This window comes from Streptomyces sp. P5F9 (assembly GCF_057961495.1).
Window position 1 is genome coordinate 1 of sequence record NZ_JBXVPZ010000132.1, and the last position, 21,805, is coordinate 21,805.

Annotated in this window: 21 protein-coding genes and 4 pseudogenes; 18 read left to right on the top strand and 7 right to left on the bottom strand. The window is 68.8% G+C overall.

From position 1 onward, the window contains the following. Positions 1–81: 81 nt before the first annotated feature. The 4 genes and pseudogenes from AC31A1_RS21815 (at position 82) to AC31A1_RS21830 (ending at position 2,187) form a co-directional block, all read left to right on the top strand. Positions 82–276, top strand: coding sequence for a hypothetical protein (locus AC31A1_RS21815; protein WP_489654921.1), 195 nt, complete (start codon positions 82–84; stop codon positions 274–276). A 281-nt stretch (positions 277–557) separates the two neighbouring features. After that, positions 558–893: pseudogene (locus AC31A1_RS21820) on the top strand (FAD-dependent monooxygenase); the annotation flags it as partial. A gap of 25 nt (positions 894–918) precedes the next feature. Next, positions 919–1,506, top strand: a pseudogene (locus tag AC31A1_RS21825) (MBL fold metallo-hydrolase); the annotation flags it as partial. 36 nt (positions 1,507–1,542) lie between these two features. Beyond that, a complete protein-coding gene (locus tag AC31A1_RS21830) occupies positions 1,543–2,187 on the top strand; it encodes an NAD(P)-dependent oxidoreductase (protein ID WP_489654922.1) in 645 nt (214 codons plus the stop codon). A gap of 76 nt (positions 2,188–2,263) precedes the next feature. Here the strand turns inward: AC31A1_RS21830 and AC31A1_RS21835 are convergent. The 4 genes and pseudogenes from AC31A1_RS21835 to AC31A1_RS21850 form a co-directional block, all read right to left on the bottom strand. Then, a pseudogene (locus tag AC31A1_RS21835) lies at positions 2,264–2,841 on the bottom strand (Tn3 family transposase). Then, positions 2,841–3,290: pseudogene (locus AC31A1_RS21840) on the bottom strand (DUF4158 domain-containing protein); the annotation flags it as partial. The pseudogenes AC31A1_RS21840 and AC31A1_RS21835, both read right to left, overlap by 1 nt. Further along, on the bottom strand, positions 3,245–3,781 hold the full coding sequence (locus AC31A1_RS21845) for a TetR/AcrR family transcriptional regulator (RefSeq protein ID WP_489654923.1): 537 nt from the start codon (positions 3,779–3,781) through the stop codon (positions 3,245–3,247). The pseudogene AC31A1_RS21840 and the gene AC31A1_RS21845, both read right to left, overlap by 46 nt. A gap of 296 nt (positions 3,782–4,077) precedes the next feature. After that, entirely contained in the window at positions 4,078–5,301 is a 1,224-nt protein-coding gene (locus tag AC31A1_RS21850) for an acetyl-CoA C-acetyltransferase (protein ID WP_489654924.1), read from the bottom strand. Positions 5,302–5,564: 263 nt separating this feature from the next. Between AC31A1_RS21850 and AC31A1_RS21855 the strand changes: the two genes are divergently transcribed. The 4 genes from AC31A1_RS21855 to AC31A1_RS21870 all read left to right on the top strand — a co-directional run bounded on the left by AC31A1_RS21855 (position 5,565) and on the right by AC31A1_RS21870 (position 9,649). Beyond that, positions 5,565–6,434, top strand: coding sequence for an ABC transporter substrate-binding protein (locus AC31A1_RS21855; RefSeq protein WP_489654925.1), 870 nt, complete (start codon positions 5,565–5,567; stop codon positions 6,432–6,434). After that, on the top strand, positions 6,431–7,033 hold the full coding sequence (locus tag AC31A1_RS21860) for a PaaI family thioesterase (protein WP_489654926.1): 603 nt from the start codon (positions 6,431–6,433) through the stop codon (positions 7,031–7,033). The genes AC31A1_RS21855 and AC31A1_RS21860 overlap by 4 nt, the downstream gene beginning before the upstream one ends. A 95-nt stretch (positions 7,034–7,128) precedes the next feature. Next, positions 7,129–8,664, top strand: coding sequence for a bifunctional 3-(3-hydroxy-phenyl)propionate/3-hydroxycinnamic acid hydroxylase (locus AC31A1_RS21865; RefSeq protein ID WP_489654927.1), 1,536 nt, complete (start codon positions 7,129–7,131; stop codon positions 8,662–8,664). Positions 8,665–8,710: 46 nt separating this feature from the next. Beyond that, a complete protein-coding gene (locus tag AC31A1_RS21870; protein ID WP_489654928.1) occupies positions 8,711–9,649 on the top strand; it encodes a VOC family protein in 939 nt (312 codons plus the stop codon). A gap of 49 nt (positions 9,650–9,698) precedes the next feature. On the opposite strand, the gene AC31A1_RS21875 is transcribed toward AC31A1_RS21870, so the two are convergent. Further along, entirely contained in the window at positions 9,699–10,298 is a 600-nt protein-coding gene (locus AC31A1_RS21875) for a TetR/AcrR family transcriptional regulator (RefSeq protein WP_398936086.1), read from the bottom strand. Between the two features lie 114 nt (positions 10,299–10,412). Here AC31A1_RS21875 and AC31A1_RS21880 point away from each other — a divergent pair, with 114 nt between their 5' ends. From AC31A1_RS21880 to AC31A1_RS21895, 4 genes are read left to right on the top strand one after another with little or no spacing between them, the layout of a single operon-like run. Continuing rightward, on the top strand, positions 10,413–11,432 hold the full coding sequence (locus AC31A1_RS21880) for a fumarylacetoacetate hydrolase family protein (protein WP_489654929.1): 1,020 nt from the start codon (positions 10,413–10,415) through the stop codon (positions 11,430–11,432). 17 nt (positions 11,433–11,449) lie between these two features. Then, positions 11,450–12,028: a cupin domain-containing protein gene (locus AC31A1_RS21885; protein ID WP_489654930.1), complete on the top strand. Its 579-nt coding sequence runs from the start codon at positions 11,450–11,452 to the stop codon at positions 12,026–12,028. Next, positions 12,025–13,968 (top strand): acetoacetate--CoA ligase, encoded by a 1,944-nt coding sequence (locus AC31A1_RS21890; RefSeq protein ID WP_489654931.1) that lies wholly within the window; start codon positions 12,025–12,027, stop codon positions 13,966–13,968. Before AC31A1_RS21885 ends, AC31A1_RS21890 begins: the two co-directional genes overlap by 4 nt. Before the next feature lie 7 nt (positions 13,969–13,975). Then, positions 13,976–14,929 carry a fumarylacetoacetate hydrolase family protein gene (locus AC31A1_RS21895; RefSeq protein ID WP_489654932.1) on the top strand — a complete coding sequence of 318 codons (954 nt, stop codon included), beginning with the start codon at positions 13,976–13,978 and terminating at the stop codon, positions 14,927–14,929. A 6-nt stretch (positions 14,930–14,935) separates the two neighbouring features. Here AC31A1_RS21895 and AC31A1_RS21900 read toward each other — a convergent pair whose 3' ends face one another. Together AC31A1_RS21900 and AC31A1_RS21905 are read right to left on the bottom strand one after the other, a co-directional pair. After that, positions 14,936–15,475: a MarR family winged helix-turn-helix transcriptional regulator gene (locus AC31A1_RS21900; protein WP_489654933.1), complete on the bottom strand. Its 540-nt coding sequence runs from the start codon at positions 15,473–15,475 to the stop codon at positions 14,936–14,938. Between the two features lie 177 nt (positions 15,476–15,652). After that, entirely contained in the window at positions 15,653–16,582 is a 930-nt protein-coding gene (locus tag AC31A1_RS21905) for a LysR family transcriptional regulator (protein WP_489654934.1), read from the bottom strand. A gap of 148 nt (positions 16,583–16,730) precedes the next feature. On the opposite strand from AC31A1_RS21905, the gene AC31A1_RS21910 reads away from it, so the two are divergent. From AC31A1_RS21910 to AC31A1_RS21935, 6 genes are all read left to right on the top strand, one after another. Then, complete coding sequence (locus tag AC31A1_RS21910) at positions 16,731–17,924, top strand: cytochrome P450 (protein ID WP_489654935.1); 1,194 nt, start codon at positions 16,731–16,733, stop codon at positions 17,922–17,924. Beyond that, positions 17,921–18,259 carry a bifunctional 3-phenylpropionate/cinnamic acid dioxygenase ferredoxin subunit gene (locus AC31A1_RS21915; protein ID WP_489654936.1) on the top strand — a complete coding sequence of 113 codons (339 nt, stop codon included), beginning with the start codon at positions 17,921–17,923 and terminating at the stop codon, positions 18,257–18,259. Before AC31A1_RS21910 ends, AC31A1_RS21915 begins: the two co-directional genes overlap by 4 nt. After that, a complete protein-coding gene (locus AC31A1_RS21920) occupies positions 18,256–19,437 on the top strand; it encodes an NAD(P)/FAD-dependent oxidoreductase (RefSeq protein WP_489654937.1) in 1,182 nt (393 codons plus the stop codon). Before AC31A1_RS21915 ends, AC31A1_RS21920 begins: the two co-directional genes overlap by 4 nt. Before the next feature lie 49 nt (positions 19,438–19,486). Next, entirely contained in the window at positions 19,487–20,569 is a 1,083-nt protein-coding gene (locus tag AC31A1_RS21925) for an S-(hydroxymethyl)mycothiol dehydrogenase (protein WP_489654938.1), read from the top strand. After that, positions 20,570–21,016: an MBL fold metallo-hydrolase gene (locus AC31A1_RS21930; protein WP_489654939.1), complete on the top strand. Its 447-nt coding sequence runs from the start codon at positions 20,570–20,572 to the stop codon at positions 21,014–21,016. A gap of 180 nt (positions 21,017–21,196) precedes the next feature. After that, positions 21,197–21,700, top strand: coding sequence for a flavin reductase family protein (locus AC31A1_RS21935; RefSeq protein ID WP_489654940.1), 504 nt, complete (start codon positions 21,197–21,199; stop codon positions 21,698–21,700). Positions 21,701–21,805: the final 105 nt, after the last annotated feature.

The window sequence follows — 21,805 nt, forward strand, 5'->3', positions numbered from 1 at the left end:
CAGCGGATGCACGCCCCGGGCAGACACCCGCGCGTTCACGAACCTTGACCGGCTACACCACTTCGCGGGACACCATCCCTGATGGCGAAGGATGGTCACGGGCCGGCTTCGGCGCGAGCGGCGTTGCGGACGCGTCCGGAGTCGTTGGTTCCCGCGCGTGCGGGTCTGGAGCGGATCCTGTCGATGCGCGACGGGCTCGGCCTGCTGCCGCAGCCCGTACCGGGCGCCAGGGATCTGTACGCCGACGGGCCTCTTGTCGCGGAGTTGCGGCCGTGACATCGGCCCGCACTGCCCACCCCCGACGTCCGCTGTCCCGCACAGCACACGAGCGCGCGCAGATGGAAAGGCCGGGCGGTGACGCGGGTTTCGTCACAGAGTTCTACGGACTCAGCACCCACCACTCACGTGCGCGATCGGTGCGCCGCTCGCGCCGGGGCGGACTCCGGGCCGACGGGAGCGCACAGCCGGAGCGGCCGGAAGGTCCGGCACGGGCCGGCGGAGTACCCAAGTAAGAGCGGTACTTCCAACAAGTACCAGAGAGAATCAGGGGAAATTTGGTGTCCCAAGACTGCGAAGTCCTGGTCGTCGGCGGTGGCCCCATCGGGGTGAAGATGCTGGCCGAGTTGGGCCATGCCGGCGTGCAGGCCGTGGGTATCGAGATGTGGCCCGAAATGTGGAAGCAGGCCCGGGCCGTGCACTTCGATGCCGAGGCGATGCGCTCCTTCCAACTCATCGGCCTTGCGTCTCAGGTGTCCGCTGTGACAAGTCCGATGCGCCATTACCGGATGGAGAACGAAGCCGGGGAGACCCTCTTGTCCTTCGTGACCGGACAGTGGGGTTCGCAGGCGTGGCATGGCGAGAACCTGTTCCATCAGCCGGAGATCGACGCGCTGTTGCGCGCCGAGGTCGACCGGCTCCCGGGTGATCATCACCCACGCCCACCCGGACCACTTCCACGGCGCCGCCCGCTTCGGTGTGCCCGTGCACGCGCTGGCCGCGGTACGCGACCAGATCGCGGCCCAGGGCGACAGCCAGGACCCGACGGGGGCGGTGATCCCGGTCGCCGACGTGACGCCGACGGTGGAGATCACGCCGGGCACGCAGGTCATCGACGGCGTCCCGTTCATCTTCGAGGCCCACCACGGCGGCGAGGCCACGGACGAGCTAGTGATCAAGCTTCCCGAGCAGGGCGTGCTGGTCGCCCAGGACCTCGTCTACCACGCCACCCACCTGTTCCTCGGCAACAACGACATCCCCGGCTGGACCAAGGCCGTCGAACAGCTTGCCGCCGACCACGCCTACGACACCGTCCTGGCCGGCCACGGCCTGCCCGCCGGCCCCGAGGTCTTCGACCAGCTACGCCGCTACCTCGCCGACGCCGACGAGCTGCTCGACGCCGACGGCGAGGCGTACAAGCAGGCCATCACGGCGCGCTACCCGGACTTCGGTGGCCCGTTCCTGATCAACATCGGCAACCAGTACCTCTTCGGCACCGACAACGCCTGACCACCGCCCCACCCTCTTAGTGAATCGGACCCCATCATGAGCAGGATCATCGTGTTCGGCGCCGCCGGAAAGTCCGGCTCCCGCGTCGTCACCGAGGCCGCCGCCCGCGGCCACCAGGTCACCGCCGTCGCCCGCGACCTCGACGCGCTGACCGCCCTCCCCGACGGTGTGCGGCCCGCCGCAGGCGACGTCACCGGCCCCGAGTCCGTCGCCGCCTTCGCCAAGGACGCCGACGCGATCGTGCTGACGGTCGGCGGCCCGGACGCCGCCCTCTACACGGACGCCGTCGCGTCCGCCGCATCGGCCGTCCGCGCCCTGGGACCGGTCGGCCCCCGCATCATCCACATGGGCGGCGGCGCGAGCCTGCTCAACGAGGACGGCGTGCGCTTCTTCGACGCCCCCGGCTTCCCCGAGGTGTTCAAGCCCTACGCCATCGGGCAGATCAGCGCGCTCGACGCCTACCTCGCCCTCGACGGCGGCGTGACCTGGACCTACCTGTCCCCGCCCCCGGTCCACTTCGCCCCCGGTACGCGCACCGGCCACTACCGCACCGGCCTCGACCACCCCGTCGTCGGCGACGACGGCCAGGCCCGCATCTCCTACGAGGACTACGCGAGCGCCCTCGTCGACGAGATCGAAAACCCCCGCCACCTCAACCGACGCTTCACTGTCGGCTACTGACCCAGCCACGACGGCCTCCGGCGGCAAACCGCAAGGCGCGCTGCCGGAGGTCGGTCCCGTCGTTCTCAGAGGCCAATCAATGGCCGGCGCGGGAAGCAGTTCGACCGGACCGCTGGGCGGCGGCATCCGCCGGGGTACGGAGCCGAGGAAAAGTGACAGCCGTTTCTAGGTCGAGCCGCTTGTCCATGTCCAGGCGGAAGGTGCCGTACGGGTTGACGTTGGACCAGAACAGCGCGGTCAGGCCGCGCCGGTCCTCGTCGCTGAGCTTCTTCGCCCAGGCCGGTTCGGCCAGGAGCTGCTGTACCAGCAGGGTGTTGACGAGGTAGACGAGCGCGGACTGGAGCAGGTGCAGGGCGAGCATCGACGTATCGGCGTGCCGCTTGCCCGGGCGGGTCAGGGCGCCGTCCTTGCCGTAGTGAAGCACAGTGTTCGCGCTGTTCCAGTTTCGAAGACCTGGAGCCCGCCGTGGATCTCGCGGCGCAGGCCGGGGCTGGCGAGGTAGTCGCAGGCGAAGATTGTGCGCACGGCGCGCCCGAGTTCTTCGAGGGCCTGGTAGGTGGGGTGCTTGGGGCCGCCACGGGTGAAGCGGCGCAGGGGGCCTCGCGCTGCCGGTCCTCCAACAGCTCGACCGGACAGACCTCCACGGCCAGCCATTCCGCCAGCGCCTTCTCGTCCGCGACCGTCGACGACCGGAACCCCAGGCCCTCGCGGATCTGCTTGCGGTGGTACTCGGCGGTCCGGCCGACCAACGTGTACTTCGCGAAGTAGGGGGCCGGGACCTTCACCAGATCGGCGACGTACTCCACCGCGGCCGGCGGGACCTCTTCCAGGACATCGGGGAACCGGCCTTCCAGCTCGAAGAACTTCAGCAACAGGCTGAAGCCGAGCCGGGTCGCCCCGCTCTTGTTCGCCACCAGGTCCCAGTCGCCGTCTACCACCGTCCAGTTCGCCAACAGCTCTTCTGGCGACCACTCTTGCCGCACGCCCACCCCTTTGGCCTCGATCACTCGATCAGACCGACGACGGCGCCCAGGACAGGGAAACGGGGCCCGTCCAGCTACCCGCGACCTACTTTGCGGCTGGTGTCTGTGCTTGGACACCATGGCCTGAACAACTCGGCGAACCGCGCGTCCTCGGCGGGCGAGCGCCTGCCGGGGTCTTGGCGGATCAGTGCGTGCACCCACGCCGGGTTCTCACATGCCCAGTGCACGTAGCCTCGTGCGGCCTCCGCGAAGCTGCGACTCCGAGTGACCTGGATGGACTCCTTGAGCCGCCGCTCACTCAGTGCCTCGTACAGCCCGCGTTTGCCTCCGAAGTGGTAGGTGATCAGCTGGTGGCTGACACCGGCCGCCTCGGCGATGCGGACGCCCCGGGCCCCGCCGAATCCGTGGGCGCCGAACTCGGCGTCGGCCGCCGCAAGGATGGCGCGTCGGGTACCTGCGGGATCGCGTTGGCGGTCCTGATCCGTGGGGCGCCTCCGGCACTGTCGCTTCCCGGAAGATGCTGCGGGCTTCGCTGAACTCGTCTCCTGCGCTGTCTCAGGGGCGACTCCGTCGGCTGTCTCGTCGGCCGGGCCGAATACCCTGTCCTCCACTCGATTCGCCTCCTCGTAGCTGCCGCGGTCTTCGGAGTGGCCTTGCCGACGCAGCAGTCGCGGACTGCACGCGGATCACGCTTCAGTCGACTTTCGGAGCCCACTCGGCTACTCGGGGGAGCCAGTCCCGCCCGGAATCCGGGAGAGACTGGGCTGGTTGGTGCGCCCCCGATGGGCTCCCTTTCGAATTCCACGCGGGTCGTTGGGGCGGGTACGCCAAGCTGCGCCCGTTTGCGTCGGGTGTCTGCCCGAGGTCTTCCGGCTGGTAGGCGACCCCAGGTCCGCGAGGGGGGTATTCAGCTGAGGCGTTCGAGCACCATGGCCATGCCCTGTCCGCCTCCGACGCACATGGTCTCCACGCCCCACTGCGCGTCGCTCGTACGCAGACCGTTGATCAACGTGGTCATGATGCGAGCGCCGGTCGCACCGAACGGATGCCCCAGCGCGATGGCCCCACCGTGCACGTTGAGCCTTTCCATCGGGATGCGGAGTTCGCGCTGAGAGGCGATGACCTGAACGGCGAACGCCTCGTTCATCTCGAACAGGTCGATGTCCCCGATCGACAGACCGGCGTGCGCGAGGGCCCGCCGTGTGGCCTCGACCGGTCCCAGGCCCATGATCTCCGGCGACAGGCCGGACACACCGGTGGTCACGATCCTAGCCAGGGGAGTGATGCCGAGCTCTCGCGCCCTGACGTCGCTCATGATGACCACGGCGGCGGCTCCGTCGTTCAGCGGGCAGGAGTTTCCTGCGGTGACCGAGCCGCCTGGCCGGAAGGCCGGCTGGAGACCTTCCAGGGCCTCGTACGTCGTGCCGGGGCGCGGGCTGTCGTCGGTCGCGATCACCGTGCCGTCGGGCCTTCGGACAGGGGTGATCTCCCGGGCGTGGAACCCGGACTCGGCGGCCTTGGCGTACAGCAGCTGGCTGCGCAGGGCGTAGTGATCCTGCTCCTGGCGGCCGATCTTGAAAAGACCCGCGACGTTCTCCGCGGTCTGCCCCATCCCGATGTAGACATCGGGCAGCAGGCCGTCGGAGCGAGGATCGGTCCACAGGCCGTTGGTTCGCGCGTCCTCCGCGGTGCGGTCCCTGGCCTGCTCGAATGCCGGGTTCAAGACGTCGTCGGCATCCGCTCCGGTGGGTCCGAAGTGCCGGTAGCGGGAGACGCACTCGACACCCGCGCTGACGAAGACGTGGCCTTCTCCTGCCTTGATGGCGTGGAAGGCCATCCGGGCGGTCTGCAAGGAGGACGAGCAGAAACGGTTGACCGTGGTGCCGGGCACTTCGTCCAGCCCCAGCTGTACGGCCACCCGCCGGGCGATGTTGGCACCGTGCTCGCCGCTCGGCTCGGCGCAGCCGAGATGCAGGTCATCGATCTCTGTCGGGTCCAGTCCGGGTAGCTGGTCGAGGGCCGCGCGGACCGCCGTCACCGCGAGGTCGTCGGGGCGGACATCCTTCAGGGAACCCTTGAAAGCGCGCCCGATGGGCGTGCGGGCGGCAGCGACTACGACGGCTTCAGGCATGTCATGCACCTCTCAGGATGGCGAATGGGTGCGTGGGGCGGGGCGCCTCGAAGGCGGCTCTCCATTGAGGAAGATACTGCACGGACCGTTTCGTATGGCGATACCGGCGTCCTCCTTTCGCTGGGTCGAGCAGGCTGGTGTCTGCCGCTGTCAGCGTGTGTCCCTCCGTGTCGCACACACGAAAAGATTACCGGTTGCGATCCTAGACGTTCCGTTTCGATTGACCTACTGTGAGGCCACCTCGTGCAGAGAGGAGCACTCCAATGACGGCGTGCTTTCGACAGGCGGTGTTCGTTCCGCCACCCGTGTGTGTCGTTGCCCACGAGCTGGGTTTCTTCGCCCACGTCGGCCTTGAGGTCGAGACCGTGCTGATCGAGTCGTCGACGGACCAGCGTGACCGGCTCCTGACCGACGACGTCGATGCGGGCGTCACGGCCATCGACAACCTGATCGTGTGGAACTCCGGCGGAGGCGACCTCCGAGTCGTCGCCCAGATCGAGTCGACGACGCCGCTCCGCCTGATCGCGCAGCCCTCGGTGAAGAGGCTGGAGGACCTGCGGGGCGCAACGCTCGGCGTCGATGCGCCGGACAACGGCTTCGCCGTCCTGCTCCGTCATCTCCTCGGTCACCATGGCCTCCCGCCCGGCGCGTACGAGTTCGAGCCGGTGGGCGGAGTGCGCGAGCGCTTCGAGGCCCTGCGTTCACGGTCGATCGACGCGGCGTGGCTGGGGCCGCCGCTGGACGAGTTGGCGCAGCAGGAGGGGTTCGTCTCGCTGCTCGCGGTCGAGGACGAGGTGCCGGACTTCCCTGGGCAGGGTGTCGTGGCCGGCCCCACTACGCGGCAGGCGGGGCAGGAAAAGCTCTCCCTCTACCTCACGGCCCTCGATGCGGCGCGGAAGTGGCTGCACGCCACTGGGGACGAACAGATCCGGGATGTGCTGACGAGAGGCGGGTACGGACCGGCCTCGGCGCGGGCCGCGCTGCGCACCCGCCCCGTTTCACTGGCTCCCGCTCGTGCCGGTCTGGAGTGCGTCCTGACGATGCGCGACAAGCTCGGCATGATGCCCGACCGGGCGCCCGCTGCCGATGACCTGTACGACGGCCGCCCGCTCGGTCTGGAGCTGCGTCCATGACGCCCGGCCCGTTCGCGTCCGACGGCCGTCGTGATGACGCGGAGCGCGCCACGGACGGGCAGGTGGCGAAGAGCGTGCGTCATCTGCTCAGCGAGGACCGTACCTGCGAACTCCTGGGTATACAGGTCGAGTCGGCGGCCGACGGTCGGGCGCGCGCACGGATGCGGGTCCGGCCGGACATGGTCAACGGGCACGCGATCGTGCATGGCGGGCTCGTATTCGCCTTGGCCGACACCACCTTCGCCTGCGCCGTCAACAGCTTCGGCCCGCCGGTCGTAACGGCGAGCGCCGACATCACCTTCTGGCGCCCGGGCCACCTCGGCGATGACCTGATCGCCGAAGCGGTGACCCGCTCCTGGCAGGGCCGCTCAGTGATCTGTGAGGTCACGGTGCGGCGCGGTGGTGACGTCATCGTCGAGTTCAGCGGGCGGGGAGCGCAGATCGTCCCCGCGAACGGCGAGCCGTCGGCGGGGAGCAATCCGGTCCCGGGCAGCCTGTCCGGACGAGCCGGCCATGAGGAGCACCGCGCCCGCCCGTCGGGCGCGGACACCGACGCGGTGGACGGACCCGCCGCGCCAGAGCGCACGCCGGGCCGCTAGAGCCGCGGACGCCGAGCGCCCAGGTCGTCCGGCGGACGCGCGGGTGGAGAGATCAAACGGTACTTCCAAGTACCCGAGCCGCAAATGGAGTTCAGGTGTCACAGGACTGCGAAGTCATCGTTGTGGGTGGTGGACCCGTCGGGGTGATGGCCCTTGCTTTGCTGGGCCATGCCGGTGTGCGGGCCGTGGGGATCGAACGCGAGCCCGAGCTGTGGGAACAGGCGCGGGCCGTGCACTTCGACGGTGAGACCGTGCGTTCCTTCCAGTCCATGGGGCTGGGGGAGGAACTGTCCGCCTGGATCAAGCCGATGTGCGACTACCGCATGGAGAACGAGGCCGGCGAGACTCTGGTGGCCCATGCCACGGGGCAGATGGGACCCCAGGCATGGCACTCGGAGGTCCTGTTCCACCAGCCTGAGATCGACGCGCTGCTGCGCGCCGAAGTCGAGCGGCTCGCCGATGTGGAACTCCGGCTCGGTACTACGCTGCTGGACATCCAGCAAGGTGACGGCTCAGTCCGCTGCACCGTCCGTACACCGGACGGGACGACACAGACGCTCACCGCGCGATGGGTCATCGCCTGTGACGGTGCCACCTCGACCGTCAGGCGCACGCTCGGGATATCCGGCGAGAACCTCGGTACCGACGATCCGTGGCTCGTCGTCGACGGACACCTGTGTGGGACGGCCAGCATCAAGGGTGACATGGTCTTCCTCGGCCGGCACACCCGTCCCGCGCTCTGGATCAGGCTCCCCGGCGACCGGGTGCGCATGGAGTTCAAAGTCCTCCCCGAGGACGACCGGGAGGAGATCGCCACACCGGCGGGCATCGCCCGGTTGAGCCGAGGGGTTCTCACACCGCAGAACTTCGAACCCGACCGCGTCGCCGTTTACACCTTCCGCGCGCGGTTGGCCACGTCGTGGCGGGTCGGCAATGTGTTCCTCGCGGGCGACGCCGCTCACCTGGCGCCTCCGCTGTTCGGCCAGGGACTGTGCGCCGGCCTGCGTGACGTGGCCAACCTGGTGTGGAAGATCCGGCTCGTCTCACGTGGCAGAGCCTCCGAGTCCCTGCTCGACACCTACGAGTCCGAACGCAAGGACCACGCCAGGTACTGGGTCCAGCAGGCGGCGACGATGGCCGGACTGGTCCAGACCACCGACCCCGTCATGGCCGCCCAGCGGGATGCTCACATCCGTACCAACCCGGCCGACGGCTACCCGCCGGCACCCGCCCTGGGCCCGGGTGTGCACACGGGTCCGGCCGACCCGCACGCCGGACGTATTTCGATGCAGCCGCTGCTGCCCGACGGGACACGGCTCGACGACCTGGTGGGACGCCGGTTCCTGCTCGCGGCCACGCCCGAACTGAGCGCCGGGCTGCCCGATCCCGTACGCAAGGCGCTGGAGGAGGAGCCCGAGGTGGCCGTACTGACCTCCCCGCAGCACGTCGGCCAACTGCTCACCTCGGTCGAGGCCTCCGCCGTCCTGGTGCGTCCCGACCGCTATGTGCTCGGGATGGCACACACGCCCGAAGAGCTCGAAGCGCTGCTTCGGCTCCTGCCTCTCACAGGCGCCCCGGAACCCCGGCGCGAGATGAGCCCGCCGCAGCAGGAGAACATCCCGCAGGCCTGACCTGGCCCCGCGCGTGCACACACTGTTTCACCCACAGGAGTTCACCATGCACGACCAACCCATCACCCACCTTCGGCACGTCGACATCGCCGTTCAGGACTACGACAAGCAGGTCGCCTTCTACGAGCAGCAGTGGGGGCTGACCAAGGCCGGCACCGACGGCGATGTCACGTACTTCGCCGCCGAGGGGTCGCCCGAGCAGTACGTCGTCCGGGTCCGCCGCTCCCAGGACAAGCGCCTCGACCTGGTGTCCTTCGGCGCAGCCGACCGCGCTGCCGTGGACAGCCTCGCTACCCGCCTCGCCACCGACGGCGTGAAGCTGGTGAGCGAGCCGGACACGCTCCAGACGCCCGGCGGCGGCTACGGCTTCCGGTTCTTCGACGTGGAGGGGCGCACCGTCGAGATCTCCGCTGAGGTCGCCGCCCGTACCCACCGCAAGGTCGAGGAGCGCGAGGACATCCCCGTGCGGCTGTCCCACGTCGTCCTCAATTCCCCCGAGCCCGAGCGCATGATGGCCTTCTACGAGAAGTACCTGGACTTCCGGCTCACCGACACCAACGTGCACCCGCAGCTCGGCGGGATCATGTGGTTCCTGCGCTGCAACCCGCAGCACCACAGCATCGCGATCGCCCGCTGTCCCCATGTCTCGCTGCACCACGCGTCCTTCGAGATGCGCGGCCTGGAGGAGTACATGCGCGGCAGCGGCCGCCTGATGCGCGACGGAGTCCACAAGGTCTGGGGGCCCGGCCGGCACCGTGCCGGCGACAACACCTTCACGTACTTCCACGACCCCAACGGCAACACCATGGAATACACCACAGAGCTGGAGATCCTCGACGAGGACACCTGGCACCCCCACCTGTACAGCACCGATGACCCGGAGACCTCGGACGTCTGGGGGACTTCCAACCCGATGAACGAGTTCGTGTCCAAGGAAATGTTCAACGACCCGGACCGGGGATTGTTCGTCCCACCGCCGGTGTGACCCCGCCGGCGCCTGAGACGCACTCGTGACGCCACCGCCGGGGGAGGGCTCAGGATTCCCCGTCCGGCGACGGATGGGCTTCCAGACCGCGGATCCCCAGTTCCACGAGTTGTTCCGCGAGCGCGTCGTCGAGCGGGCTGACGCCGAACAGGAGATGGAAGTAGACCGGTGCGTAGAACAACTGGGCTGCCGACTTCGGATCGAGGTCGGACCGGAAGACGCCTTCGTCGATTCCCCTGCGCATCAGTTTCTCGACGGCCGCGGCGCGCTCCTGCCAGAAGCGCTCGCGGAAGTTGGCCATCGTCTCGGGGTCGTACTGCCCCTCGGCGATGATCTGGGCGACCAGCTTGCCCTGCGGGCCGGCGTAGCGGGAGATCAGCGACTTGAGGTGGGCCAGGAGGGCATCGCGCACCGGTACCCCTTCGGGGATGCGGGTGTGCGCCAGGTGGTTCTCCATGAAGGCGTCGATGACCACCGCGGCCTTGTTCGGCCACCACCGGTAGATCGTCGCCTTGCTGACCTTGGCCCGCTTGGCGATCGCCTCCATGGTCAGTTTCTGCACCGTGATGGCGCGCCGGCCGTCGCGGACAAGGAGATCCATGGTCGCGTCGAGGATCGCGCGACGACTCAGTTCGCTTCGTACAGCCACGGAGCCAAGTTAACCCACGCACGGCCTCATTCCCCAATGTCAGCGCAGGATCGACAAGGGGATAAGCCTGCCATACGATACGAAACGTTTCGAATAGATGAAGGAGTTGCACACATGAAGCTCGGTCGGATCTCAGTACCTTCTCCCGATGGCGACCAGATCAGGATCGTCGCCGTGCGGCCCGACGAGGGCAGGGTCATCGACCTGGCCAGGGCTTACGCCCTGGGCAGGCATGCCGAGGGCGCGACGCCGGACGCGGCCCGCCGACTGGCCGCGGCCCACTTCCCGTCGAGCATGGCCGCCGCCATCGCCGCCGGGCCGGCGTTCCTTGACGCCGCCCACTGGGCCGTGGACCAGGCCGCCGACGACGCCTCACTGCCGATCGACGGGCTGTCCTGGGTGGCGGCCGTCGACCCGCCGGTCATCCGTGACGGACTGACCTTCCCGGCGCACATGAAGGGGTTCCACGAGAGGGTGGGCGGCGGACTGCCCAACCCTCAGCTATTCAAGACGCCCGGCTACTTCAAGGGATCCACCGGAGTGGTCTACGGCCACGACGAGGAGATCCCCTACCCGAGCTACTCCGAATACGTCGACTACGAACTGGAGATCGGCCTCATCGTCGGAGCCGCGGGCAGCAATCTGACCCCCGACGGCGCCCGCGCCCACCTGTTCGGCGTCACGATCTTCAACGACTTCAGCGCGCGCGACGTCCAGGGCTACGAGATGGCCATGAGCATGGGCCCGCAGAAGTGCAAGGACTATGCGTACGGCATCGGTCCCTGGATCACGACCGTCGACGAACTGCCCTCCATCGACGGACTCAAGGGCGTCGTCCGCGTCAACGGTGAGGTCTGGAGTGAGACCGCTGCCGAGGGAATGATCTACACGCCGGAAGAAATGCTCGCCTACGTCTCCATCAACGACAGGCTTCAGCCCGGCGACCTGATCGGGTCCGGCACGCTGCCCAACGGCTCCGGCCTGGAACTCGACCGGCGGCTGTCGCTCGGAGACGTAATCGAACTCGAACTGGAAGGCGTCGGTGTCCTGCGCAACCGACTGAGCGCCGAGCCGGACAAGGCCCCCTGGTGGCCCGAGCCCCGCCCGTACCCCTTCGGTACGCCGGCGAACTGACGACGGGACCGACGAAGATGACCAACCCGCACGCCATCAAGCCGATACGGCGCATCGTCACCGGCCACACCGCCGACGGCCGCTCCACCGTCATCAGCGACGGCCCGGCTCCCAACGTCTTCGTGTCCGACTCCGTCAAAGGGTTCGGCGCGATCGTCCCTTGGCAGACCGAACCGGGCGATGTCAGCAACGACGGCAACCAGGACGCGGCCTTCGCCGACGTCCAGGTGCCGATGCACCCCAAGCCCGGAGGAACGGTCTTCCGGATCGCGAGCTTCCCGCCCGACACCGCCTACACCGCCGCCGCCGCCGACTCCCTCTTCGACGACATCGACGGCGAACACGCCCGCGACGCCGCCCAACACACCGTCGGCGGCCGCCACTTCTGGTTCCACCGCACCGACAGCCTGGACTACGCCCTTGTCCTGGAGGGTGAGATATGGCTGCTGACGGACGAGGGAGAGACCCTCGCCAGGGCCGGTGACGTGATCATCCAGAGAGGCACCAGCCACTCCTGGTCCAACCGCGGTGACACGACCTGTCGCGTGGCCTTCATACTCATCGGTGCCCCGCCCGTCGACACCGCTGTCTCATGAGCACCGCGCAGGACATTCTGTGGATGCCCAGCAGCGCCCGGCAGGACGGCAGCGAACTGGCTCGCTACCGCCGTGGGCTGAAGGACTACGACGGCGGTGCCGACTACCTTGATCTCTGGCGCTGGTCGACGCAAGACCTGGGCCGGTTCTGGGAGTCCGTCGCCGAGTTCGAGGACGTACGACTCGGTGGTGCCCCGACCGGTCCGGTGGCTCCGCGGGAGATGCCCGGAGGCACGTGGTTTCCCGGCCGTACCGTGAACTATGCCGAGCATGTGCTGCGCCGCTGCCCGGGCGAGGCGCTCGTCGTCGTGGACGACGACGGCACGTCCCACACGCTCTCGCGAGCCGAACTCCGCAGCCAGGTCGCCGCCGTCTCCGCCGCGCTGCGCCGGATGGGGGTGGCCCACGGCGACCGGGTGGCCGCCGTCCTGCCCAACCGCGCGGAGGCCGTCGTAGGGCTCCTCGCCTGCGCGGCGGTGGGGGCCGTCTGGTCGGTCTGCTCCCCGGAGTTCGGCGCGGACGGGGTGACTTCCCGGTTCGCCCAGCTGGAGCCCAAGGTGCTGCTGCTGACGGACGGCTACCACTACGGCGGACGGACGCACGAGCGCACGGACGAGATGTGCACCCTGCTCGACCGGCTGCCGTCGGTGGAGCACGTGCTCTGGGTCGACCGCCTTCACCCTGGAAGCCTGCCCACGGCCGACCGCCCTGTGTCGCTCTGGGGCACGGTCGCCGCGGGAGGGAGTGAGCCGGAGTTCGACGAGCTGCCCTTCGACCACCCGTTGTGGGTGCTGTTCTCATCCGGTACCACCGGGGCGCCCAAGGGCATCGTGCACGGCCACGGAGGTGTCCTCCTGGAACACCTCAAGGTCCTGCGGCTGCACTCGGACCTGCGGGTGGGCGACCGCTATCTCACCGTCGCCAGCACCAGCTGGGTGGTGTGGAACATGCTGGTCTCAGGGCTCGCGGTTGGGGCCACGATCGTTCTGCTGGACGGGAATCCGGTCCGTCCCGACCTGGGGCGCGTCTTCCGTGTCGCGGACGAACACGACGTCGACACGCTCGGTGTCAGCGCCGGGTACCTGCACGCCTGCCTGAAGGCCGGCCTCGCCCCTGAAACCGGGGCGCTGCGGACGGTGCAGGTGACCGGATCACCGCTGTCCACCGACGGTTTCCGCTGGGTCTACGACCGGCTCGGCAACGTGTGGCTGACTTCCATGAGCGGCGGCACCGACGTGTGCTCGATCTTTGTCGGCGGAGCCCCCACGCTGCCCGTCCGCGTGGGCCGCATCCAGGCGCCCGCCCTGGGCGTTTCCGTCGAAGCGTGGGACGAGGACGGCAAGCCCGTGGTCGGCAAGCGGGGCGAGCTGGTGATCACGCAGCCGATGCCCTCGATGCCGCTGCGCTTCTGGAACGACTCCGACGGCCGGCGTTATCGGCAGAGCTATTTCTCGGTGTATGCCGGAGCGTGGCGGCACGGGGACTTCATCGAGTTCGAGCCCGACGGCAGCAGTGTGATCCATGGCCGCTCGGACTCCACCCTGAACCGGCAGGGCGTGCGCATGGGGCCCGCGGACATCTACCGGGTCGTCGAGGCGCTGCCCGAGGTGCGCGAAGCCCTCGTCGTCGGCGCCGAACTGGGCGAGGACGCCTACTACATGCCGCTGTTCGTCGCCCTCCAGGAGGATGCCGACTTCGAAGCGGTGGCGCGGCGCATCAACCAGGTGATCCGGGAGGAACTGTCACCGCGGCACGTGCCCGACGAGGTCGTGCCCATGCGCGGGATCCCGCACACCCGCACCGGAAAGAAGATCGAGGTGCCGGTCAAGCGCCTGCTGCAGGGAGCCTCCCTGAACGACGTCGTGGACCTGGGCGCGGTGGACGACAGCGCACTGCTCCAGGAGTACGCGGAGTTCGCCCACACCCGCCGGAAAGCATGAGGAAACCATGAGCCAGACCCCCTTCTCACTGGGAACGTTCGCCGACGGACAGTCCGGTCCCTTCCCCGGCATCGTCGTGAACGACAGGGTGCACGACACCCGGACCGTCCTGCCCGCGGCCACGACCACATCGCTCCTGCTGGCCGACTGGGACGCATCGCTGGACGCGCTCCAGTCCCTGGCCGACGCACCCGAGGGCGAAGGTCGGCCGGTCGGGGAGCTCACGGTGCTCGCCCCGGTCCAGCCACCGGGCCAGATCTTCGGCGCCGGAGCCAACTATCGCGAGCACGTCATCCAGATCACGGTGGCGCACCGCCTGGGCAAGGCGGACGCCACCGAGGAGGAGCTGCGCGAGCAGGCTGCCCGGGAGATGGACGAGCGTGCCGCGAACGGCGAGCCGTACGTGTGGGTGGGCGTCCCGTCCGCGATCAGCGGCCCGTACGACGACGTGATCCTGCCCTCCCTCGGTGAGAACCATGACTGGGAACTCGAGCTGGGCGTGATCATCGGGCGCGAGACACGCGAGGTGAGCCGTGACGAGGCACTGGACCACGTCGCCGGGTACACCATCTGCAACGACCTGACGACGCGCAGCCTGGTGCCCCGCCCGGAGATCCCGATGATGGGCACCGACTGGATGCGGGCGAAGAACCAGCCTACGTTCTACCCCACGGGCCCCTACCTCGTGCCGGCGCGCTTCGTGCCCGACCCGCAGGACCTGGACATCACGCTCCGGCTCAACGGCAAGGTCATGCAGAAGGGCAACACCAACGACATGATCTTCGGGATCGCGGCCCTCATCTCGTACATCTCGCACCGGGTGACGCTGCGGCCGGGCGACATGATCATCACTGGTTCTCCGCAGGGCAACGGCTCGCACTACGGCCGCTTTCTGCAGGCGGGCGACGTGATGGAGAGCAGGATCACCGGACTCGGCGCGCAGCGGAACCTCTGCAGGTAGCAGCCGTCACATCCGTTGCTTGGCCTCGAACTGCAGCGAGTGGGTGGTGAGCTTCTCCAGCAGTGAGATCAGCGTCCGCTGTTCGTCCGCGCTGAGCGAGCCCGCCCATTCCTGTTCACGTTCGTTGTGCGCCTGGAAAGCCGTGGTGATCGCGTGCAGACCGCTCTCGGTGAGGCTGAGGTTGACCGCGCGTCCGTCGTGCGGGGCACGGGCCTTGGTGACGAGACCGTCCCGCTCCAGCGTGTTCACCAGCGCCGACACGGCCGCGCGACTCATGCCGGACAGCTCCGCGACCTTCTTCGCCTCGACGGGGCTCGACAGCCAGATCGCGAACAGCACGCGGAAGCCGGGCCACGACCATCCACGGGGCCGGTGGACGGTTGATTCCAGGTCGTAGACCAGCATGTTCGCGGCCCGGTGGAGGGTGAGTACCAACCGCATCGCCAGTGGATCGACGCCTGGGAGCTCACGGCTCGCGCGGCTGATCGCATGATCGATGAACGACCAGAAGTGCAGGTCCTCGTTGTCCGGGTGCTCGTGGTCCACACCAGGAGTGTAGGCCGGACGGCCGATCTTCCTCCGGCCCGCTTCGCAGCCGGACTCTGCCGCGTACCGCGCCCCGTTTTCCGAAACGCCTCGTATGTCCCAGGGGCAAGAATCCCGTGAGCGCCTCCAACCCTTTCGCGAGAACGACTCGCTACGCCGAGGTCTCCCCGAAGCGGATCACGTGCGATCCCCGGCCGCCGGCCGTACCGGTCCGTCCGCAAGGGCCCGGCGGCAGAAGTCGGCGAACGCCTTGGCTCGTCTGGTGAGGTTGGCGCGGGTGGGCCAGGCGAGCAGCACGGGCATGTCCGGTACCTCCTCCCGAATCTCGCATTCGGCCAGCGGTACGCCCTCGTGGCTGATGCCGGAGGCGGGCCGCTGGATCAGCAGTGAGTAGCCGAGGCCCCGCGCCACCAGTGACCGCACTGTCTCGAAGCTGCTCGTCGTGTGCCGGATCACGGGCCGGATGCCGTGTGAAGCGAGCAGTTCCGTGAAGTAGTGCCGACTCGGCGGGTTGTCGAGCATGACCATCGGTTCGTCCGCGAGGTCGTGCAGGCTCACCGGCCCCTGTCCGCTCAGGGGGTGCGTGCGGGGCAGAAGCACATGCGGCCGGGTGATGTACAGCGTCTCCTGCTGGATGCCCGGCTGCAGGTCGAGGTCGTACAGCAGGGCCATCTCGCAGCTGCCGTCGAGAAGTTTCTCCTGCAGTTCCACCTGAGTGCCCTCCGCGAAGCTCAACCGCACCGTCGGATGTTCGGTGGCGAAACCCTCCAGGACGCCAGGCATCAGGAACGGGGCCAGGGTCGTGTAGCAGCCGACCGTCAGGTTCCCGGAGAGCTCCCCGCCCAGGTTGCGTGCACTGGAGACCAGTTCATCCGCGTGGGCGAGCAGCGGGCGCGCGTCGGCGAGCACGGCCAGGCCGGCCTGAGTGATCGTCAGCCCTTTGGCTTGACGGCGCAGGAACAGCTGGACGCCGAGGGTGCGCTCTAGCTCGCTGACGGCAAGGGCGATCGTCGACTGGGAGATGTGCTCGCGTACCGCGGCGCCCGCGATGGTTCCCGCCTCGGCCGCTGCCACGAAGAACCGGAGCTGGCGCAGTGAGAGCGTCATGGTCCATACCTCAGGATTCCTGTGGTTGTTGTCGGCGCATTACGGGATTCCAGAGTATTCCGTGCTCAGGCCGTGTACCGCACAGTCGTTGCAGCCCGATGCGGCCGACATCCCCTGTCCGGATGTCGCCGACACGTGAGGAGCCGCAATGCCCATCGCACGCAATCTCACCAGCAAGGACCTCTACGCCGACCCCTATCCCGTCTACCGCGAACTCAGGTGCGACGAGCCCTGGGCCTGGTCGGACGGGCTCGGCCTGTGGCTCGTCAGCCGCTACGAGGACGTCGTCTTCGTTGACGAGCACCCCGAGATCTTCACCGCGCACCAGGAGAACTCCCTCGCCGAACGCACCATGGGTCTGGTCATGATCCGAACCGACGGCGACGCCCACCGCAGGCTGCGCTCGGCGATGGACGGCCCGCTGAAGCGCCGCAACGTGCGTCAGCAGTGGTCGGCGGGGCTCACCTCGCACGCCACGGAACTCGCCGCGCGGTTGGCCGAGAAGCCGGAGTTCGACCTGGTGACGGACTTCGCGGCGCCGTTCGCCGCTCAGGCGCTGATGCGGACGGCGGGGCTGCCCGACGTGACCACCGAGCAGGTGGTCGAGTGGTCGCGTGCCTTCATCGCGGGTCTGGCCAACCACGACGACGACCCCGCGGTCTGGGAACGGGCCGGACGTGCCAGGGCCGAGGTGGGGAAGCTGGTGCGCGAGGCCGTCGCCCGCGTGACGGCCGCACCGGACCACACCGTGATCTCCGCGATGGTGCACGCCGAACTCGCCGAACCGCTGACCACCGAGGAGATCGCCACCCAGGTGCGTCTGATGATCTCCGGCGGCTTCAACGAACCCTGGCACGCGCTGGCCACCCTGGTCTGGCAGCTCTGTGAACAGCCTCAGATGCGCGACCGCGTGCTGGCCGACTCCGAGGCCCTCGACGCGGCCATCGAGGAGACGATGCGCTGGCTCACCCCCGTCGGAGCCTTTCCGCGCCAGCTCGCCGTCGACCACACGGTGGGGGACGTGACGTTGCGGGCCGGGGACAAGTTGCTCGCTCTCGCCGCGTCGGCCAACCGGGACGACCGGAAGTTCGCCGCCCCCGACGCCTTCGACATCGACCGTCCAGAACTGTCGGACCACCTGGCCTTCTCGCTGGGCGCCCATTACTGCCTCGGCACCTATCTGGCGCGGGAGCAGCTCCGTACCGCGGTGCCCGCACTGTTCGGCTCGCTCACCGGGCTGCGCGTCACCAGCACTCCGAACCTCGTCGGCTGGATGTTCCGCGGACCGGAATCGGTCCTCATGGGTCACAACACCCAGGGCGTGAAGGGAGCGGCACAGTGATACAGCTCTGTCCGATCGCGGACCTCACCCCCGGTGTGGTCACCCGGATCGCCAGGCCCGACGTGCCGGTTCCGCTGGCACTCGTCAAGGTCGGCGAACGTGTCTTCTGTATCGACGACACCTGCTCCCACGAGACCGCCTCGCTGTCCGACGGCTGGCTCGACGGCCATGAGATCGAATGCCCGCTGCACGAGTCACGTTTCGACCTGCGCACCGGCAAGCCCGACTGCCCGCCCGCGCGGCGGCCAATCCGTACACACGTCGTGCAGGTCATCGACGGCATGGTGTGCGTCGACGCAACGTCGTTGGCGCCGGCCGCGGAGACCGCGCGATGACCACGATCGCCGTCGTCGGCACCGGACTGGCCGGTGTCAGAGCCGCCGAATCCCTCCGCACCGAGGGCTACGACGGGCGTCTCGTGCTGGTCGGCGAGGAAGCCGCGCAGCCCTACGACCGGCCTCCGTTGTCCAAGCAGGTGCTGCTGGGCAAGTGCGAGAGCCAGGACATCGCGCTGACGGACGAAGACCTGCGTGCCGTGCTCGACGCCGAATGGCTGCTCGGTACCCGCGCCACCACCCTCGATCCGGCCTCACGGGCGCTCACCCTCGCCGACGGGCGAACCCTGCACGCGGACGGTGTGGTCATCGCCACGGGAGCCCGCGCACGCACACTCCCCGGAATGCCGCGGCTGCCTGGGGTGCACACCCTCCGCACGCTCGATGACGCACACCGATTGCGCGAGGACCTGTCCCGTCCCGGCCGGGTCGTCGTGGTGGGAGGCGGGTTCATCGGCGCGGAGGTCGCCTCCTCGGCGCGTGCCCTCGGACACGAGGTGACCATCGTCGAGTACGAACAGAAGCCGCTGCTACGTCAGTTGGGGCCCGACGCCGCCGGCATTCTGGAGCGCCTGCACACGGATCACGGGGTCGCTCTGGTGACCGGCGTGGGTGTCACGGGCCTCGTCGGCGAGGACGGGGTGCGAGCGGTGGAGTTGTCCGACGGCCGCTCCCTTCCCGCGGACGTGGTGGTCGTCGGCGTAGGAGCCGTGCCCAACACCGAGTGGCTGACGGGTTCCGGTGTCGCCTGCGACAACGGCGTCCTCACGGACGAGCGGTGCCGGACCACCGTGCCCGGGGTCGTCGCGGCGGGCGACGTGGCCGCGTACCGCTGCCGCGGGGGGCGGCTGCGCATCGAGCACTGGACCAACGCGCGGGACATGCCGCTCATCGCAGCCGGATCGCTGCTGGCCACGTTGCAAGGGCAGGACCCCATGGCACAACCGGTCCACGACCCGCTGCCCTATGTGTGGTCGGACCAGTACGGCGTCCACCTCCAGATCGCCGGCCGACCTGGCGTCGACGACGTGCTCGAACTCGTCTCGGGCTCGTTCGACGACAGCTTCGCAGCCGTGTACCGGCGCGACGGCGAGATCTCCGGCGTCCTCGCGGTCGACAGCCCAAGGGAGTTCGGACGGCTGCGGCGGGATCTCCGCAGCGCCTGGAGCATCCGTTAGCCCAGTCGACGCGTCGCCAGCTCACTCAACTTTTCAGAGGAACACAGACATGTCTTATGAAGTCCGCGCTGTCGTGGCCCGCAGCAAAGGCGCCCCAATCTCGGTGGAGACCATCCTGGTACCCGACCCCGGACCGGGGGAGGCCCTGGTGCGGGTGCAGGCCTGCGGGGTGTGCCACACCGACCTGCACTACCGGGAGGGCGCCATCGCGGACGACTTCCCCTTCCTGCTCGGCCACGAGGCCGCGGGAGTCGTCGAAGCAGTCGGCGAAGGCGTCACCGACGTTGCCCCCGGTGATTTCGTCATCCTCAACTGGCGGGCGGTGTGCGGGCGGTGCCGTGCCTGTCGGCGCGGCCAGCCCTGGTACTGCTTCGACACGCACAACGCACGGCAGAAGATGACGCTGAAGGACGGCACGGAGCTGGCGCCCGCCCTCGGTCTCGGGGCCTTCGCGGAGAAGACCCTCGTGGCCGCCGGCCAGTGCACGAAAGTCCCCCAGGTCCGGCCCGAAGCGGCCGGCCTCCTCGGCTGCGGGCTCATGGCCGGGCTGGGAGCCGCACTCAACACCGCACCCGTCACCAGGGGACAGAGCGTCGCGGTGATCGGCTGCGGCGGCGTCGGCGACGCGGCGATCGCCGGTGCGCATCTCGCCGGAGCGGCCAGGATCATCGCGGTGGACATCGACGACCGGAAGCTGGCCCTGGCCGAGACCTTCGGCGCCACGCACACCGTCAACTCCCGCGACACCGACCCCGTGACGGCGATCCGCGAGCTCACCGGCGGGCACGGAGCGGACGTGGTGATCGATGCCGTCGGCCGTCCGGAGACGTACCAGCAGGCCTTCCACGCCCGTGACCTTGCCGGGACCGTCGTACTGGTGGGGGTCCCGACGCCGGACATGAAGCTGGAGCTGCCGCTGCTGGACGTCTTCGGCCGCGGTGGGGCGCTGAAGTCCTCCTGGTACGGCGACTGCCTGCCCTCAAGGGACTTTCCGATGCTGGTCGACCTGTACCGCCAAGGGCGACTGGACCTGGACGCCTTCGTCACCGAAACGATCACCCTCGACGAAGTGGAGAAGGCCTTCGAGAAGATGCACTCAGGTGAGGTGCTGCGGTCCGTGGTGGTGTTCTGAGTGGCCGCACGAGTCGAACACGTCCTGACCGCCGGAGAGTTCACCCTCGACGGCGGTACGTGGGAAGTGGACAACAACGTGGACGACCGACTCCTGTGGCGGAACGTCCACCCGGACCGATCCCCGGACGGTTACCTTTCCGATCGGCGTCGGCTCACAGTCGCCGGTACGGACCTCATCGTGCTGCATACTCCCGGCCACAGCCCCTGGGCCATCTGTCTGTATGCGCCAGACCTCGGCACCGTGTTCACCGGCGACACGCTCTTCGCCCGAGGACCGGGTGCCACCGGGCGGTCGTTCTCGGACTTCCCCACCATCATCCGTTCGATCCGCAGCGAACTCCTGACACTGCCGCCGGACACCCGGGTGTGTACGGGGCACGGAGCGGCCACGACCATCGGGGCCGAGACTCCGCATCTGGAGGAGTGGATCGTCCGCGGGCACTGAATTCCCCGCCTCGGTCTTCCCAGGAGCGGGCGGCACAGGTACCGTCCAAATAGTCAAAGCTTTGATTACATGCTTTGACCAGGATCTTGCCCGCTTCGTCCCCAGTCCTGCTGGACCAGCGCCGTCCCTCCCCGGCCTTTCGGAGGGCACGGCCGGCGATCGACTCAAGGAGTCCTCCTCATGTCCCGAGCCCTTGCCCCTCCCAGCCCTGGCGTCCTGCGCGCCTGCATGTCCCGGTTCGCCACCGGCGTCACCGTCGTGACGTACGCGGGCGAGGACGGTCCCCGGGGCGCGACCATGAACTCCTTCACGTCCGTCTCCGCCGATCCCGCGCTGGTACTCGTCAGCGTCGCCCGACGCGCCCGCTGCCACGACCAGCTGATCGACAGCTCCTTCTGCGTCAACATCCTCGGCGCCGAACAGGAGCCGCTGGCCCGGCTGTTCGCCGGGGCGCAGGGTGCCACCGAGCCCCGCTGGGCGACCGCGGCCCGGGTGCCCCGCCTCACGAACCCCCTGGCATGGGTGGAGTGCGAGCCATGGCAGGCGTACGACGGCGGAGACCACACCCTCCTCGTCGGCCGCGTCACCGACCTCGGCCACCGCGACGGCGACGCCCTCACCTACGCCTGGAGCCGCTTCGGCACCGCGGCCGAGTCCACCGACGGCATCGAACACCTCATCTGAACTCGTCCCCCCCGCTGATCACCTCCACAGGAGAATCTCAATGACCGTGTCAAGCCGCCTGCGTGACCGGTGGAGCGGAGGTGAACAGCCTCTTGTCGCGCAGCA

What these genes read in the sequence shown, in the direction of transcription:
- AC31A1_RS21910 (WP_489654935.1), top strand. Translation starts at nt 16,731, where the DNA reads ATGCCCATCGCACGCAATCTCACCAGCAAGGACCTCTACGCCGACCCC.
- AC31A1_RS21935 (WP_489654940.1), top strand. Translation starts at nt 21,197, where the DNA reads ATGTCCCGAGCCCTTGCCCCTCCCAGCCCTGGCGTCCTGCGCGCCTGC.
- AC31A1_RS21830 (WP_489654922.1), top strand. Translation starts at nt 1,543, where the DNA reads ATGAGCAGGATCATCGTGTTCGGCGCCGCCGGAAAGTCCGGCTCCCGC.
- AC31A1_RS21890 (WP_489654931.1), top strand. Translation starts at nt 12,025, where the DNA reads ATGAGCACCGCGCAGGACATTCTGTGGATGCCCAGCAGCGCCCGGCAG.
- AC31A1_RS21925 (WP_489654938.1), top strand. Translation starts at nt 19,487, where the DNA reads ATGTCTTATGAAGTCCGCGCTGTCGTGGCCCGCAGCAAAGGCGCCCCA.
- AC31A1_RS21885 (WP_489654930.1), top strand. Translation starts at nt 11,450, where the DNA reads ATGACCAACCCGCACGCCATCAAGCCGATACGGCGCATCGTCACCGGC.
- AC31A1_RS21855 (WP_489654925.1), top strand. Translation starts at nt 5,565, where the DNA reads ATGACGGCGTGCTTTCGACAGGCGGTGTTCGTTCCGCCACCCGTGTGT.
- AC31A1_RS21815 (WP_489654921.1), top strand. Translation starts at nt 82, where the DNA reads ATGGCGAAGGATGGTCACGGGCCGGCTTCGGCGCGAGCGGCGTTGCGG.
- AC31A1_RS21860 (WP_489654926.1), top strand. Translation starts at nt 6,431, where the DNA reads ATGACGCCCGGCCCGTTCGCGTCCGACGGCCGTCGTGATGACGCGGAG.
- AC31A1_RS21880 (WP_489654929.1), top strand. Translation starts at nt 10,413, where the DNA reads ATGAAGCTCGGTCGGATCTCAGTACCTTCTCCCGATGGCGACCAGATC.
- AC31A1_RS21895 (WP_489654932.1), top strand. Translation starts at nt 13,976, where the DNA reads ATGAGCCAGACCCCCTTCTCACTGGGAACGTTCGCCGACGGACAGTCC.
- AC31A1_RS21870 (WP_489654928.1), top strand. Translation starts at nt 8,711, where the DNA reads ATGCACGACCAACCCATCACCCACCTTCGGCACGTCGACATCGCCGTT.
- AC31A1_RS21850 (WP_489654924.1), bottom strand. Translation starts at nt 5,301, where the DNA reads ATGCCTGAAGCCGTCGTAGTCGCTGCCGCCCGCACGCCCATCGGGCGC.
- AC31A1_RS21905 (WP_489654934.1), bottom strand. Translation starts at nt 16,582, where the DNA reads ATGACGCTCTCACTGCGCCAGCTCCGGTTCTTCGTGGCAGCGGCCGAG.
- AC31A1_RS21920 (WP_489654937.1), top strand. Translation starts at nt 18,256, where the DNA reads ATGACCACGATCGCCGTCGTCGGCACCGGACTGGCCGGTGTCAGAGCC.